This window comes from Streptomyces sp. NPDC037273 (assembly GCF_055603625.1).
Window position 1 is genome coordinate 214,896 of record NZ_JBVJVO010000013.1, and the last position, 14,561, is coordinate 229,456.

The 14,561-nt window shown below is 74.2% G+C and carries 10 protein-coding genes; 7 read left to right on the forward strand and 3 right to left on the reverse strand.

What is annotated here, in order from left to right; translation table 11 throughout:
• From ACZ7G1_RS29550 to ACZ7G1_RS29565, 4 genes are all read left to right on the forward strand, one after another.
• Nucleotides 1-1,512 (forward strand): DUF8189 domain-containing protein, encoded by a 1,512-nt coding sequence (locus ACZ7G1_RS29550; RefSeq protein WP_470873882.1) that lies wholly within the window; start codon nt 1-3, stop codon nt 1,510-1,512.
• 28 nt (nt 1,513-1,540) lie between these two features.
• Nucleotides 1,541-3,571, forward strand: a complete 2,031-nt coding sequence (locus ACZ7G1_RS29555; protein WP_470873881.1) for a DUF8189 domain-containing protein — start codon at nt 1,541-1,543, stop codon at nt 3,569-3,571.
• 353 nt (nt 3,572-3,924) lie between these two features.
• Nucleotides 3,925-4,731, forward strand: coding sequence for an FHA domain-containing protein (locus tag ACZ7G1_RS29560; RefSeq protein ID WP_470873880.1), 807 nt, complete (start codon nt 3,925-3,927; stop codon nt 4,729-4,731).
• A complete protein-coding gene (locus tag ACZ7G1_RS29565; protein WP_470873878.1) occupies nt 4,731-6,155 on the forward strand; it encodes a serine/threonine-protein kinase in 1,425 nt (474 codons plus the stop codon). Before ACZ7G1_RS29560 ends, ACZ7G1_RS29565 begins: the two co-directional genes overlap by 1 nt.
• 23 nt (nt 6,156-6,178) lie before the next feature.
• Here ACZ7G1_RS29565 and ACZ7G1_RS29570 read toward each other — a convergent pair whose 3' ends face one another.
• Complete coding sequence (locus tag ACZ7G1_RS29570) at nt 6,179-7,840, reverse strand: PLL family lectin (protein ID WP_470873877.1); 1,662 nt, start codon at nt 7,838-7,840, stop codon at nt 6,179-6,181.
• A 347-nt stretch (nt 7,841-8,187) separates the two neighbouring features.
• On the opposite strand from ACZ7G1_RS29570, the gene ACZ7G1_RS29575 reads away from it, so the two are divergent.
• Both ACZ7G1_RS29575 and ACZ7G1_RS29580 read left to right on the forward strand, forming a co-directional pair.
• Complete coding sequence (locus ACZ7G1_RS29575; RefSeq protein WP_470873876.1) at nt 8,188-8,748, forward strand: RNA polymerase sigma factor; 561 nt, start codon at nt 8,188-8,190, stop codon at nt 8,746-8,748.
• Nucleotides 8,745-9,026: a hypothetical protein gene (locus ACZ7G1_RS29580; RefSeq protein ID WP_470873874.1), complete on the forward strand. Its 282-nt coding sequence runs from the start codon at nt 8,745-8,747 to the stop codon at nt 9,024-9,026. The genes ACZ7G1_RS29575 and ACZ7G1_RS29580 overlap by 4 nt, the downstream gene beginning before the upstream one ends.
• Before the next feature lie 7 nt (nt 9,027-9,033).
• Here the strand turns inward: ACZ7G1_RS29580 and ACZ7G1_RS29585 are convergent, their stop codons facing one another.
• Entirely contained in the window at nt 9,034-9,600 is a 567-nt protein-coding gene (locus ACZ7G1_RS29585; protein WP_470873872.1) for a HutD/Ves family protein, read from the reverse strand.
• Nucleotides 9,601-10,001: 401 nt separating this feature from the next.
• On the opposite strand from ACZ7G1_RS29585, the gene ACZ7G1_RS29590 reads away from it, so the two are divergent.
• Complete coding sequence (locus tag ACZ7G1_RS29590) at nt 10,002-13,361, forward strand: S8 family peptidase (RefSeq protein WP_470873870.1); 3,360 nt, start codon at nt 10,002-10,004, stop codon at nt 13,359-13,361.
• Nucleotides 13,362-13,424: 63 nt separating this feature from the next.
• Here ACZ7G1_RS29590 and ACZ7G1_RS29595 read toward each other — a convergent pair whose 3' ends face one another.
• Nucleotides 13,425-14,453, reverse strand: coding sequence for a LacI family DNA-binding transcriptional regulator (locus tag ACZ7G1_RS29595; protein ID WP_470873868.1), 1,029 nt, complete (start codon nt 14,451-14,453; stop codon nt 13,425-13,427).
• Nucleotides 14,454-14,561: the final 108 nt, after the last annotated feature.

Below are 14,561 nucleotides of genomic sequence, written 5' to 3' on the forward strand. Positions count from 1 at the left end.
GTGTCACTACTCCCCCGCCGCGTGCTGCGGCGCGTCCTCGCGGTGACGGCCGCCGCCCTCCTGCCGGTCCTCGCGGTCGCGGCCCCGGCCGAGGCCGGGGCCGCCGGCTCCGGTGTGGCGTGCCCGACCACCGGGTTCGTCAGCCAGCCGTTCCACTCCGGCCACAACGGCGTCGACATCGCGGCACCCATCGGCACACCGATCCACGCGGTCGGTGACGGCGTCGTGATCAACTCGGGACCCGCCCAGGGATACGGCCAGTGGATCCAGATCCGGCATCCCGACGGGAGGGTCTCCGAGTACGGGCACATGAGCCGTCGGGACGTCTTCCAGGGGGACAGGGTCACGGCGGGCCGGCAGATCGCCCTGGTGGGCACCGAGGGCGAGTCCGACGGCCCCCACCTCCACCTCCGGATCTGGGCGGACGACTCGTTCTCGTACGGCATCGACCCCGAGGTCTACCTCGCGGAGGGCGGTGTGACGCTGCCCTGCGAGCCGGGCACGGGTCCGCGGCCCAAGGCGTTGGCGTATCCGGCGGAGTCGGGCCGGGTGGTGGCGGCGCGGTCGGCGGACGGACGCCTGGAGGTGTTCTCGGCAGGAGCGGACGGTGTCCACCACGCCTGGCAGCGGGAGGCGAACCGCGACTGGTCGGAGTGGGAGCGGCTCGGCGGGCCCGGGAACGCCCAGCTGGCGATCGCGGCCGACGAGGACGGGCGCCTGGAGCTGTTCGCGATCAACGGAAGCACGTTCAAGCACCGCTACCAGCTGTCCCCTTCGGGGGGCTGGTCCGACTGGGCGGACTTCGGCGGCGGCGGTCGTGACCTCGCGGCCGGGGTGAACGCGGACGGCCGGATCGAGGTCTTCGCCTCGGGCCCGGTCGGGCTCTTCCACCGCTACCAGCTGGCCCCGAACGGCGGCTGGTCCGGCTGGGAGCCGACGGGGGGCGGCCCCGCCGACAGCAGGGTCGAGATGGAGAAGTCGCCGGACGGCCGTCTGGAGGTCTTCGCCCTGGGCGACAGTTCCTTCCAGCATCTGTACCAGACGGCCGTCAACGGCGGCTGGTCCGCGTGGGAGGACTTCGGCGGCGGCGGTCGCGACCTGACCGTCGACCACAACGCGGACGGTCGGATCGAGGTCTTCGCCTCGGGGCCGGTCGGGGTGTTCCACCGGTACCAGACGAGTCCCACCGGCTGGTCGGGGTGGGAGGGCACGGGCGGTCCGGCGAACTCCCAGCTCAGCAGTGAGCGCACGCCGGACGGCCGGGTCGAGGTCTTCGCCATGAACGGCGAGACGGCCATGCACATGTGGCAGACCGGGGTGAACGCGCCCTACGACGCCTGGACGCCGTTCGGCGGGGGCGGCACCGAGGTCACGGCGGCCTCCAACGCCGACGGCCGGATCGAGGTCTTCGGCACCAACCCCACCGGCACGTTCCACATCTGGCAGACCGGCTTCTCCTCCTGGTCCCCCTGGGGCTGGGTCAACAACACCGCGGGCCCCGGCCTCGGCTGACGGCCCCGCGGTCCCCCTGGAGAGAATCATGTTCCCGATCAGCAGACGGAACCTGCTGCGGGGCGCGGCCGCGGCGGGCGCGTTCACGGTACCGGGCACCGCCCGGGCCGTGGCCGCGGCCGCCGGTCCCGTGCCGCCCCCTCGGTGGATCGGCGCGGGCCCCTTCGCCCGCGTGTACGACCCCTCGACCGCGACCGGTCCGCGCTATCTCAACGACCACACGCTGATCAAGGCCCAGGGGCGCTGGCACCTGTTCGGCATCGTCGGGGACGGCGCGCCGCCCGGCGAGGCCCCGGACAGCGCGGCGGAGGTGTCCTTCGCCCACGCCTCGGCGCCCGATCCGCGCGGGCCCTGGACCGCCCACGCCGACGCGCTCACCCTCGATCCGTCGTACTTCGGCGAGGAGCACCTGTGGGCGCCGCACGTCGTCGAGGCGGGCGGCCGGTACTGGATGTTCTACGCGGCCGGCGGCCGGGACGGCGCCGCGATCGACCTCGCCACCTCCACGGACCTGTTCACCTGGACCCGCGAGCCCGGTGGCCCGCTGTTCCGGGGCCTCGCCGCCCGTGACCCGATGGTCGTGCGGATCGGCGGCGAGTGGGTCATGTACTACACGGAGCTGTCGGCCCCGGGCGGTCACCATGTCGTGGCGTACCGGCGGTCGTCCGATCTGCTGCGCTGGGGCGAGCCGGGCGTCGCCTTCACCGACGCGAGCACGGACGCGACCGTGTCTGTCACCGAGTCCCCGTACGTCGTCGAACGGGACGGCTGGTACTACCTGTTCATCGGGCCGCGCGGCGGCTACGAGGGCACGGACGTGCTCGCCTCGCGCGACCCGTTCCGCTTCGACCTCACCGGCGCCGCGGGGCATGTCGCCGGGCACGCGGTGGAGGTGTTCGCCGACGGGGAGACCTGGTACGCGAGTGCCGCCGGCTGGTTCGAGCGGGGTCTGCACCTGGCTCCCCTCCAGTGGCGGGACACCCCGCCGCCGTGGCAGAGCCCGGACAACCCGGCGGCGGGCCTGGACGTCGCCGGCCGGCTCACCGTGTTCGCCCTCGACGCGGGCGACCGTTCGATGCTGCGGCGCGTCCAGCTGTCCCCGGACACCGACACCTGGTCGGAGTGGGAGGTCTTCGGCGGTCCGGCGGGCGCGGTTCCCACGCTGGGGCGGAACGCGGACGGACGGCTTGAGGTGTTCTCGCTCGCCCCGGGCGGGGTGAACCTGCACCACCGCGCGCAGCGGGCGGACGGCGGCTGGGGCGACTGGGAGGAGTTCGGCGGCCCGGCGGGCGCCGCGCCCGCCGTGGCCCGTGACGCCACCGGCCGCCTTGAGGTGTTCGCCGCGAGCCCCGGCGCCGCCTCCTTCGCGCGGCGGCGGCAGTCCTCGCCCGGTGCGGCCCTCTGGGACGGCTGGGAGCCCGGCTTCGGCGGGGCCGCGGGCGCACCCCCGGTCGTCGCGGCCAATGCCGACGGCCGCCTTGAGGTGTTCGTCCTCGCGGCCGGCGGCACCGCGGTCCGGCACCGCTGGCAGGAGTCCCCCGGCGGGGCCTGGACCGGTGCCTGGTACGCCTTCGGTACGGCGGCGGGTGCGGCGCCCCGGGTCGCGGGGGACGGCAGCGGGCGGCTCACCGTCGCCGCGATCGGCCCGTCCGGGGTGGGCACGTTCGCCCGCCGGCAGAGCGTGCCGAGCGGCGGCTGGGACGGCTGGGAGCCGCTGTTCGACTGGAGCGCCGCAGCCCCGGCGCTCGCCGCCAACGCCGACGGCCGTCTGGAGGCGTTCTCCCTGTCCCCGGGCGGTGAGCGGCTCGTGCACCGCTGGCAGCTGTCCCCGGGCGGCGGCTGGGCTCCCGGCGGCGAGTTCGGCGAGCCCGGTCTCCGATACGCGGCCACGCCCTCGGTGGCGCTCGACGCGACCGGGCGGCTGCACGTCTTCGCCGTCACGGCCGAGGGTCTCGTACGGACCCGGGTGCAGGAACGGCCGAGCGGCGGCTGGCGCTCCTGGACCGCGTTCGGCGACCGGCCGGTCGCCCCGCTCGTGTCGGGCAGGCCCGCACTCTGAGTACCGGCGCGGCGGCTCTCCGTACGGATTGCGCCAAGTACGGGGGCCGAAGGGGAGGTTCGAGCCCCCTCACGAACCTCCCGGATCGCCCCTTACCCCCCTCCGGCCACGGTGATCTTGCCCACCTTGCGAGAAGGGGCCACGTCCCCGCCACGGCGCGGCGCACCGCCGCGACGTGCGGCGCGTCAGGTCCCGGGAGGCCCGTACGGCGTCTTCGGAGGCGCGCGGGGCCGGGTTGAGGCCCGCCGTGGAGGGTCTCGGCCGAAGTGGCCGAAGCGCGCCGGTGAACTCACGTGACTGGTGAGTATCGTTCCACTTCCGACAAGGGCGACGGGACGGAACGAGGGGGAGCGGTGAGCGGCGTAGTCGTCCATCTGCCGAGCGGAAGTGGTGGTGCCGGCAACGGCGAACCCGGGGGCGGCCCGGTGACGTTGCGGCTGGGGCCGGGCCAGGTCGCCCGGTTCGGCCGGGGTTCCGCGTCGACCCCGGTCGAGCTGCGTCTCGACGATCCGGCGATCTCCCGGCTCGCCGGTGAGATCCGGGTGACCGACGACCACTGGCAGCTGACGAACCACAGCACCACCCACAGCTATCTGGTGGAGAACCCGGAGGGGGCGGGCGAGTACCTGCGGGTCTCGCCGCGCCGCGTCGGGGCGCCCGTCCCCTTCGAGTTCTCCCGCGTGGTGCTGCCCACCCGTGGCGAACTCACGGTGTCCTTCCAGGTGTTCGCGCCCGACCACGTCTATCTGGACCCGGAGGCGACCGGCGGCGCCTGGGGCAGCCGTACCGTCACCGCGTACTCCCTGGACGAGTCGGCCACGTACTTCCTCGTCCTCGTCGCGCTCTGCGAGCCCCGGCTGCGCGACCAGTCCCGCGTGGCGGTCCCGACCACCCCGCAGATCGTCGAGCGGCTGAAGGGGCACGCGCCCGGCGGGGCGCCCACCGCGCGGGCGATCAGTTCGCACATCGACTACCTCGCCGAGGAGAAGCTGCGCATCGGCGTCCCGGACGCCCACGAGCCCGGCAAGGGCGACCGGCGCAACGGCAAGCGGGAGGAGATCGTCGGGCTCGCGCTGCGTTTCGGGCTCGTACGGGAAGAACACCTCGCGCTCCTTCCGCCGCTGTCCGGGAGCGGCGGGCGGGAGCGGCAGAGGTCGTGATGACCACGGCACACGGCCCGGACGACACCGCGGAGCACGACCGTGCGGACCTTCTCCCGCCCGGCCGCCGGGTGGGCGACTGGGTGGTCACCGAGCTCATCGGGTCCGGCGGCTGGTCCACGGTGTACGCGGCCGGGCCCGCCGCAGGCCACCGGGACCGGCGGGACCGCGGCCGGGCGGGTCGGCCGGCCGGGGACACCGGCGTGGCGCTCAAGGTGATGCCGACCGCCGGGCTCGCGCCGCGCCAGGCCCGCAGGATCGTGGAGTCCGCCCACCGCGAGGTCGAACTCGGACGCAGGGCCGGGCATCCCCGCCTGATCGGGCTCCGGGAGTCCTTCGTCCTGTCCGCCCCGGACCTGCCGGCCGTCGACGGCGCGATCGTGCTGGTCATGGAGCGGGCCGAGGGGAGCCTGCGCGAACTCCTCGACGCGGGCGTCCCCGAGGCCGATCGCGGCCGGCTGATCGCCGGGATCTGCGAGGGCCTCGCCCATCTCCACCGCTCGGGCTGGGTGCACGCCGATCTCAAGCCGGAGAACATCCTGCTCGCCGCCGACGGCTCCGTACGGCTCTCCGACTTCGGCCTCGCCACCGAGCTGACCGGGACGCACGGGTACGTGCCGCCCCTCGGCACCCTCGACTACCTGCCGCCGGAGCGGTGGCGCGCCCCGCTCGGCGAGCTCGGCGTGCAGGTCAGGCCGAGCGCCGACATCTGGGCGCTCGGCGTCGTCATCCACGAGGTGTTCGCCTCCGGCGCCTCCCCGTTCCCCGGCGCCACACCCCTCGCGCGCGGCGCCGCCGTGCAGGAGTACGGCGAGGGGCGCGCCCCGCTGCGCATGGACCTCGCGGTGCCGCCGTTCTGGCGCGCGCTGGCCGCCGACTGTCTCGCCCCGACCCACGCGGCACGTGCCCCGCACACGGCCGAGAGCCTCATCGCCCGCATCGCTGCCGGGGAGAAGGCGCAGGGCACGGGGAGGCGAAGGACGCGGGGCCCGGCCCGTACGGCCGTCCTCGCCGCGGCGCTGTGCGGGACGGTGGGCGCGGCCCTGGGGTCGGACGCGGTACGGGAGGGGGCGTCCGCGTTCCCCGGGCGGGCCGGGGCGGTGGGCACGGTCAGGGTGTTCAACGCGGAGCGGGGCTGCCAGGACCGGGCCGACCGGGACCCCCAGTGCAGCCTGGGCCTGGCGATCGATCCCGGGCGTCCGTACGCGGCGGGGAACGTCGTACCGACCCGGGTGTGGCACGGCGACGAGCTCACCGCCGACTGCCGGCTGCCGGACGGCCAGCCCGTCATCGACGAGGAGGACCTCCAGTCCACCCTCTGGTTCCGCGTCCTGCTCCCCCGGGGCTCGGCCTACCCGGCCGCCTGGCTGCCGGCCGTGCGGACGAAGGACCGGCCGGCGCTGCCGAGATGCCCACGGCCCTGATCCGCCGCCGGTCCCACGGGGCCCTAGTCGATCGCGGGTCCGCCGTCGTTCAGCCAGCCCCAGTTCGACCAGCTGGAGAAGCCGGTCTGCCAGCGGTGGTAGACGCCCGCGTGGCTGGTGCCGAAGACCTCGATGCGGCCGTCGGCGTTGTGGGCCGCGCCGATCTCCGTACCGCCGCCGCCGAAGGTCTCCCACTGCTCGTAGGCGGCGTTCGGGCCGGTCTGCCAGGCGTGGCTCGCGGTGGTGGCGTTGATCGCGAACACCTCGACCCGGCCGTCGACCGAACGGGCGGTGGTCAGCTCGGCGTCGGTGATGCCGCCGGTTCCCGTCCAGGCGGACCAGGCGGTCGGGCTGGTCTGCCAGCGGTGGAACACGCCGGTGGCATTGGAGGCGAACACTTCGAGCCGGCCGTCCTGGTTGTAGCTGACGGCGACGTCGTGGCCGCCACCGCCGAAGTCCTCCCAGGCGGACCAGCCGCCGTTGACGGCCGTCTGGTAGAGGTGGCCGAAGGTGGAGTCCGAGAGGGCGAACACCTCGAGGCGTCCGTCGGCCGCGTTCTCGGTGGCCAGGCGCGCGTTGGCCGGACCGCCGCCGGTGCCCTCCCAGTTGGCCCAGCCGCCGCTCGGCGCCGTCTGCCAGCGGTGGAAGACGCCGTTGGAGTTGGAGGCGAAGACCTCGATGCGGCCGTCGGCGTTGTTGCCGACGGCGAGCCGGTAGCCGCCGCCGCCGAAGTTCGCCCAGCCGGACCAGCCGGCACTGGGCCCGGTCTGCCACATGTGGTCGAAGGTGCTGCCCGACAGCGCGAACAGTTCGAGCCGGCCGTCCGCGTTGGACGCCACGGCCAGCTGCGCGCCGCGCGGTCCGCCCTCGAACCGCCACGTCGACCAGCCGCCGTTCACCTCGGTCTGCCACGCGTGGTAGACGCCGTCGGCACCGGCGGCGAAGGCCTCCAGGCGGCCGTCCGCCGAACGCCCGGACACCACGCGGCCGGAGCCGTACGGGTGCTTCGGTCCCGCGCTCGTCCCGGCCCACAGCGCGTTGGCGATGACGGTCGCGTCCGCGGCCTCGACGCCGTACAGGTAGCGGAGGTCCTCCCGGGGCCGCTGCACGTTCGCGCACACGTCGCCGATCGGGGCGTTGTTCCACGAGCCGCCCGGGTACTGGTTCTCGACCTCGTCAAAGAAGGCGTTGGTGGCGTAGACGGGGTCCAGGCGCTGCTCGCGGCTGCCCCACCAGTCCTGCTGCTGGAAGAGGCCTAGGCTCGTGTAGTCCACGGCCTGGGCGTAGTTGTTCATGCTGCTCTCGACGATGATCGTCGCGAGGGCGATGGCGGCGGCCCTCGGGTTGAGACCCCGGTCCTTCACCGTCTGCGTGACCATCCGGGCACACGACATCTTGTACGCGTCCAGGTAGCCGGCCATCTTCGAGTTCAGCTGCGGGTTGAGCTGGTCCGCCATGACGCCGTCGGCCGCCGAGGGCCCCGCCGGGTCACAGGGCACGGTCGGGATGGCGAAGCCCTCCGCGCTCGCGAAGTACCGGGCGACCCCGGACCGGTCCTTGCCGGGCACCGGGACCGGCGCGCCCTTGGCCATGGCGGCCGAGGCGGTGAACCCGAGGACCACCGCCCAGACACCGGCCAGGACGGCGAGCCTGGTGAGCGCGCGCCGTAACACAACTCTTGCCATGACGAGCCTTTCTGTCGCGAGTACCTCGATGGGCGTGCCGCTGCGGAGGCCGTCGACAAGGTAGTGGCGGGCGCGCCGGGCCCGGCATCCGGAACGATCCGGAGTGACACGGCGAAAGGACCGGCCGGAGGCGAATCCTCTCGGGGCCTCCCCGGCTCTTATGCGTGTACCGGCCGGAAGGGCCGGCGGAACCCGGAGGACGTAATCATGATGATCACCGGCATCGTAGTGATCGGGGCCCTGCTCGTCGGCGCGTGCGCCTGGCACCTGACGCGGCGCTACCGGAGCCGAAGCTGACGAGCACGAGCACCCGCGCGCGGAACCGTCCGGACACGAGGAACACACCCATGCACCCGAGTTTTCACTGGCCCGACGACCGGCTGATCAAGGCGGCCCAGGACGGCGACGTCACCTCGCTCGCCACCGTCGTCCTGGAGTCCCAGCCTCATGTGCGCAAGTTCGCCCTGTCGCTGTGCGCGTCTCCGCAGGACGCGGAGGACGCGGCTCAGGAGGCGCTGATCATCCTCTACCGGAAGATCGGCACCCTGCGGGCCACCGGCGCGCTCGCCTCCTGGATGTTCCGGATCGTCCGCAACGAATGCCTGCGGCAGGTACGGCTGCTCGTGGCGGGGGGCGAGCAGCCGGAGGGCCGCGACAGCGGCGCGGAACCGTCGGCCGAGGAGGCCGTCCTCCACCGCCTCGAAGTGGAGCGCATCGCCTCCGCGATCGGCGCCCTGCCCCGTGAACAGCGGCAGGTCCTGATCATGCGGGACGTGCAGGGGCTGCCCGGCAGGACCGTCGCGCACGCGCTCGGTCTCAGCACCGCCGCGATGAAGTCGCGCCTGCACCGGGCGCGCATCTCCCTGCGCCACGCGCTGACGACGACCGAAGGGATCCCAGGACCATGAACACCGTGAAGCCCACCGGCGGCCCCGACTTCGCCAGCAAGTCCCTCGCCCGGCACCTCCTGCGCGGTGCCATCGGCTTCGGCCTGATCGTCGGTTCGGTCGCCCTGGTGCCGGTCGCGGGACCGGTCACCCTGCTCGCGGCCCCACTGGCCCTGATCGCGTTCCGCGGCTGCCCCACCTGCTGGATGGTGGGCCTCGCGCAGACCGTGTCCCGGGGACGCCTTGAGCGTCAGTGCGTGGACGGGGTCTGCACGCTCACGAAGGCGTCGACACACTGACGAGGGGTCACGCGGAGGCGACATCCGCCCACAGGGCGGCGGCGTCGGGCGAGAGCGGTACGAACGCTCCGCCCGGCGCTTCGTCGTCCCCGGCCCACCACACGCCCTGGCCGGCGGCCATGACGTGCCCGTCGCCCTCCGACCGCCACCGGCCGTCCAGGACGTAGAGCACGCCGGCGTGACCGGCGGGCGGCTCGACCGGTCCGGTGACCCGGTCCACCCGGACGGCCGGACCGCCGCGCCGCACCATGAGGTTGAGCACCCGGCAGGCGCCGCCCGGCAGTTCGGCGTCGAGCGCGAGGTCGCCGGAGAAGGCGAAGGGCTCGCCCGCCCGCTCCAGAAGCCGGTCGAACACGCCGGGCGCGGTCAGCCGCACCCCGTCGCCCGCGAGGAGGGTGAGCGTCCGGTCGACGCCGGGGAAGGCCGAGAAGGGCCCGTCCCGGTCGATGTCGGCGACGCTCGCCCGCCAGGCGAAGGCCTCGGCGCCCGCCGGCCAGGACACGATCTGACGGGTGGCCCCACCGCCGTTGCGCCAGCGGCCCGCCGCCAGGGTCTCGACATCGAAGTGGCGCATGCGGGGCTCCTGAGCTGGGTGGGGTACAGGTCCGGAGTCTAGGGGGGTGCGGATACGGCCAAGAGGAGGGGCGTGCTCCGACCGCGGCTCCGCCGGTCGCCGGAAGCCGTGCGGGGCCTGGAGCGGAGCCCGGTCCGGAGGGTCCGGGCCGCGCCGCCGTCGCGGAAGGATCGTCGCGGTGTCGTGGTGCCGTCACAGCGCTGTCGTCGTCCCATCACACAACGGGGCGGCAAGTTGGCCGGAAACCAGGCGGCTCGGCCTCGCCGGCGCGGACCGCCGTTGATCACGCACCCGGCGCCTCACATACTGCGCTGACCCGGAGGCGGGCGCCGTCGCGCCGCCTACCCGGGTTCGACCACTCGATCACGACCCAAGCTCCTGGGGGAGACTTGCGCGCACATGTGAAGCGAGCACGCGCCTTCACCATCACCCTGGCCACCTCGGTGGCCCTGGTCGCGGGAATGACCGGCCCGACGACCGCGATCGCCTCGACCACGGCGACCGCACCCCGGACCGCGCCGCTCGACGGCGACCTCAGCGTCCCGCTCGTCACGGGCGACCACGTGAGGGTCGACGCCCAGCGCCGGATGGTGGGCTTCGAGCCCGCCGAAGGCCGCGAGCACATACCCGTCCAGGTGGAACGCACCGGCGGGAGGACCCTCGTGGTGCCCGCCGACGCGCGGCGCCTGATCGCCACCGGCCGCCTCGACCAGCGGCTCTTCGACCTCGACGTCCTCACCGACCCGCGGCTGCGCGAGAGCCACCGGGACGGGCTCAAACTGATCGTGCGGTACGCCGGAGGTGCCGCCGCCGCCCGCGCCGAGGTGCGGACGGCCGGCGACACACAGGTGCGGCGCACGTTCCCGACGCTGAACGCCGACGCCATCCGTACGTCCCCTGACGACGTGGCCCGGGTGTGGGACGCGCTGACCGACCGGCGGGCCACCGGCGCGCGCGTCGCGGCCTCCGGGATCGACACGGTGTGGCTCGACGGGGTGCGCGGCGCGAGCCTGGACCGCAGCGTCCGGCAGATCGGCGCCGACAAGGCGTGGGAGTCCGGCTTCGACGGGACGGGCGTGAAGATCGCCGTCCTGGACACCGGCGTCGACAGGACCCACGAGGACCTCAGGACGCGGGTCGTCGGCGAGAAGAACTTCTCGTCCTCCCCCGACGCGGTGGACCGTGTCGGGCACGGCACGCACGTGGCGTCGATCGCCGCCGGCACCGGCGCCGCCTCGGGCGGCCGGTTCAAGGGCGTGGCCCCCGGCGCCGAGCTGATCAGCGGGAAGGTCCTCGACGACGAGGGGTACGGCGACGACTCGGCAGTCATCGCGGGCATGGAGTGGGCCGCGGCCGAGGGCGCCGACGTGGTCAACCTCAGCCTCGGCGGCCCCGACAGCCCCGGCGTCGACCCGCTGGAGGCGACCGTCGACCGGCTGTCGGCCGAGAAGGGCATCCTGTTCGCCATCGCGGCGGGCAACGAGGGCGCGTACGGCGCCTCGTCGGTGGGTTCGCCGGGCAGCGCGGACTCCGCGCTGACGGTCGGCGCCGTCGACCAGGACGACAAGCTCGCGTCCTTCTCCAGCATCGGGCCCCGCGTCGGCGACGGCGCCGTCAAGCCGGACCTGACCGCGCCCGGCGTCGCCATCACCGCGGCCGCCGCCGCGGGCAGCCTCATCGACACCCGCCCCGGCACGCCGCACCCCGCCCCGGGCTACCTGCAGATCGACGGCACCTCGATGGCGACCCCGCACGTCGCCGGCGCCGCCGCGCTCCTCAAGCAGCGCCACCCCGCCTGGAAGTCCGCCGAGCTCAAGGGCGCGCTGACCGGCTCCGCCAAGGGCGGCGCGTACACCGCGTTCCAGCAGGGCACGGGCCGGGTGCAGGTCGACAAGGCGCTCTCCCAGAGCGTCGTCGCCGAGCCGGCCTCACTGAACTTCGGTACGGCGCTGTGGCCGCACGCCGACGACAAGACCGTCACGCGGAAGCTCACGTACCGCAACGTCGGGACCGCGGACGTCACCCTCGACCTGTCGGTGACCACCCTCGACCCCTCGGGGAAGCCGGCTCCCGCCGGGTTCTTCACGGTCGGCGCCCCGAAGGTGACGGTGCCCGCCGGCGGCACGGCCGAGGTCGACCTGACCGCCGACACCAGGATCGGGGAGGCCGACGGCGCCTACTCGGGCTATGTCACCGCCACCGGCGCGGGCCAGTCCGTCCGCACCGCGGCGGTCGCCGTCCGCGAGGCGGAGTCGTACGACCTGACGATCCGGGCCCTCGGCCGTGACGGCGCCGACGCCGTGAACTTCTCCAGCACGCTGACCGGCGTCGGCGGCCTCGCCGCGGGCTTCGGCGCCCGCGTCGACGACCAGCCGGGCGCCCACACCATCCGGGTCCCGAAGGGCACTTACACCTTCAACACGGCCGTCTACCAGGACCCGTCGGACTACGCGGCGGGCACCGACTGGATCGCGCAGCCGAAGCTGGACGTCTCCGCCGACACCACGGTCGTCGCCGACGCGCGGACCACCAAGCCGGTGGACCTCACCGTCCCCGGCATCGACAAGGCGGACTACGCGGGCACCTACTACGAGGTCGACTCCGCCGTCGGGCGCGTCGGCAACGGCTGGGTCCTGCGGGGCTTCACCGGCTTCCGCACCGCGCACCTCGGTCCCGCCGTCACCGACAACTCGCTCCTGCAGACCTGGGACGCGCACTTCGTCAAGGACGGCACCAGCCAGTACGCGGTGGCCTTCGGCGGGAAGACACGGACGATCGCGACCGGCTACACCCGGCACGTGAAGGCCGGCGAACTGGCCACCGTCAAGGTCGCCCTCGGCTCCCCCGCCCCCGGCAAGACCGTGCTCGCCTCCCCGTACGCCCACCTGCCGGGAGCACCGGAGGGCAACGGCTTCTCCGACCAGCAGCCGGCCCCCGGCATCCGCACCTTCTACGTCTCCACCGCCGACGGCGCCACCTGGCTCACCCGCGTCAACCAGCTCGGCGAGCGCGACGAGTGGGGCTACCCGGCCTTCGAGGGCGCCTACGAGATGGTCACGCCGAAGCGTTACGAGGCCGGCCGGACGTACCGGGAGACCTTCGGCGCGGGTGTCTTCGGCCCGCGCCTCGGCAAGGGCATGGGCGTCTTCCGTACCGCTCCCGACCCGGTCACGGGCGAGCAGCACCTCGTCGGCGCCGTGCCGCTGGTCGCCGACGGCAAGGGTCACGTCGGGACCGTGCCGTTCACCTCGGTCACGTCGACGCTGTACCGCGACGGGGTCAAGGTCGCCGAGAACGACGACCCGCTGAGCGGTTCCCAGCCGTTCGCGGTCGGCGCCGCCGACGCCGAGTACCGGCTGACCACCACGGTGGAGCGTCCGGTGAAGGCCTCCCCGGTCTCGACGCGCATCGAGACCGGCTTCACCTTCCGCTCGAAGCAGGTCGCCGCCACCACGGCGCTCCCGGTCTCCACCGTCCGCTTCGCCGCCCCCGTCGACCTCTCCACCCGTGCCCCCGCCGGCAGGACGGTCCTCGTCCCGGTGACCGTGCAGGGCTCGGCGGCCGGCCGCAACCTCAAGTCGCTGACGGTGTCGGTGAGTTACGACGACGGCAAGACCTGGCAGTCGGTGCCGGTCGTCGACGGCCGGATCTCCGTGCGGAACCCGGCGAAGGACAGTGCCGTCTCGCTCTCCGCCGAGGTCACCGACCGGCAGGGCAACACGTCCACGCTGAGGATCCTCAACGCCTGGTTCGGCAAGTAGGTCGAATCATCGGGTGAAGCACGTGCCGGAGGGCGTTCGACGCTCTCCGGCACGTGCGCGTTCCTACCGGCCGGGCGTGCTGGCCCGTACGACCGGCTCCGCCGGAAGCAGCAGTCCGGTCGCCGGAGCCGCGGCGGCGCCCTCGACGGCGGCGATCAGCCGGTCGACGAGCGCGTGGGCGATGCCGGCCAGCGGAAGCCGCACGCTGGTGAGGGCGGGCTGGAGGAGCGTGCAGAGCGGCAGGTCGTTGAAGCCGGTGACGGCGACGTCGGTGCCGACGGTGAGGCCGGCCGCGCGGACGGCCTGGTAGGCGGAGAGGGCGAGCCAGTCGCTCGCGCAGACCAGGGCGGTCGGGCGGTCCGCTCCGACGAGGAGCCGCTGGAGGGCGTGGGAGAGGGCGGCCGGGTCGTCGTCGGGGACGCCGACCTCGAAGGCGCCGTCGGGTGCGGCCGCCCCGGCCTGGAGCAGGCCCGCCCTGCGGTCGGCGAGCCAGGGCAGGGACGCGGCGGAGTTCACGTAACAGATCCGGCGGTGTCCCTGGGCGAGCAGGATGCGGACCAGTTCGGCGGTGGCCGCGGCGGAGTCGATGTCGACCCAGTTCTGGGGGCGGCCGGGCGCGGTGCGGCCGAAGGCGACGAAGGGGAATCCGGCCTCGGCGAGCACGTCGACCCGGGGGTCGTCGTGCACGACGTCGGAGAGGACGAAGCCGTCGACCTGGCGGGCGGCGATCAGACCGTGGAAGGACTTGGCGACCGCGTCGGTGCCGTGCTGCGGGTCGCAGCGGAACAGCAGCACCCGGTGGCCCACCGCGTCGGCGGCGCTGACCAGCGCCTGGAGGAAGCCGCCCATGAGCGGGTTGGGGTCGGCGGGGTTGTCGGCCGGGGCGGGATAGCCGATCACCTTGCGGGTGCCGGTGCGCAGGCTGCGGGCGGACTGGTCGGGCTGGTAGCCGAGCTCCTCGATGGCGGCGGTGACCCGGGCCAGAGTGGTCGCGCGCAGCCGGTGGGGGGCGTTGAGGGCGTTGGAGACGGTCTGGCGGGAGACGCCGGCCGTCCGTGCGACGTCCTCGATGGTCACCTGTCGAGCGGTCATCGTTCCTCTGGGCGGTGGTCGGCGGGGGGGGGGGGGGGGGGGGGGGGGGGGGGCGGCCCCCCCCCCCCCCCCCCCCGCGACCAAAAAAAGAGGGGGAGGAAAAGAGAG

Excerpts from the sequence above, each read along its gene's own strand:
- ACZ7G1_RS29585 (WP_470873872.1), bottom strand. The coding sequence starts at position 9,600 with ATGCGCCACTTCGATGTCGAGACCCTGGCGGCGGGCCGCTGGCGCAAC.
- ACZ7G1_RS29580 (WP_470873874.1), top strand. The coding sequence starts at position 8,745 with ATGAACACCGTGAAGCCCACCGGCGGCCCCGACTTCGCCAGCAAGTCC.
- ACZ7G1_RS29565 (WP_470873878.1), top strand. The coding sequence starts at position 4,731 with ATGACCACGGCACACGGCCCGGACGACACCGCGGAGCACGACCGTGCG.
- ACZ7G1_RS29595 (WP_470873868.1), bottom strand. The coding sequence starts at position 14,453 with ATGACCGCTCGACAGGTGACCATCGAGGACGTCGCACGGACGGCCGGC.
- ACZ7G1_RS29575 (WP_470873876.1), top strand. The coding sequence starts at position 8,188 with ATGCACCCGAGTTTTCACTGGCCCGACGACCGGCTGATCAAGGCGGCC.
- ACZ7G1_RS29555 (WP_470873881.1), top strand. The coding sequence starts at position 1,541 with ATGTTCCCGATCAGCAGACGGAACCTGCTGCGGGGCGCGGCCGCGGCG.
- ACZ7G1_RS29570 (WP_470873877.1), bottom strand. The coding sequence starts at position 7,840 with ATGGCAAGAGTTGTGTTACGGCGCGCGCTCACCAGGCTCGCCGTCCTG.